The sequence below is a fragment of the Acinetobacter sp. B-6 genome (genome assembly GCF_056930735.1).
In genome coordinates, this window is sequence record NZ_JBXPBY010000046.1 from 1 (window position 1) to 769 (window position 769).

The following is a 769-nucleotide window of genomic DNA, read 5'->3' on the forward strand; positions in this document are numbered from 1 at the left end:
AGTGCTGCCATCTGGATAGCGAATTTCAATGTTGCTGTTTGGCTCAGCTGTGCCACTGACGCTTACCGAACCATCTGGATTGCCTGTGACATTGACCACTGGTGCTGCTGGATCAATGTTGTCGACATAGTTGGTGCTGGTACTTGGTCCAGTGTTACCTGAAGCATCGGTGACTGTACCACTCACCGTACCTGTCGGTTGGTTGATCGCAGAGGTCACAGGTCCATAATTACCTGAACTGTCCACCGCTGTGGTGACTATGCTGCCATCTGGATAGCGGATTTCAATGTTACTGTTTGGCTCAGCCGTGCCACTGACGCTTACCGAACCATCTGGATTGCCTGTGACATTGACCACCGGTGCTGCTGGGGCAGTTGTAGTATTGATAGCAAAGTTGGGACCAACACCACCAATACCAACATTACCTGTAATATCTGTAAAACTTCCTGCAATCACACTAATTTTATTATTGCTTGCCAAGAAATTTGCGTTGGGTGTGAAAATGGCTGTCCAAGTTAGACCACCATCATTACTGCTTACTGGACTTAACGTCCCATTTGATACCAAGATATCATCATTACCAAAGTTTTTTACGATCTCACTAAAACTAAACGTTACAAGCGCTGATTCGCCTATAGTTAGAATCGTATCACTCATACTAATAATGACTGTTGGTGCTGTACTATCTACTATTACTACTGCAGGCGGACTAACATTTCCCGATGCATCTACAGCCGTCACTTTAAGCGCTGTACCATCTGGAATAGGG

Annotated in this window: 1 protein-coding gene; it reads right to left on the minus strand. The window is 45.6% G+C overall.

The annotated features are described in order from the left end of the window. The coding region (locus tag AC1Z3T_RS21140) for an Ig-like domain-containing protein (RefSeq protein WP_483396988.1) at positions 1 to 769 on the minus strand (769 nt) is incomplete at both ends.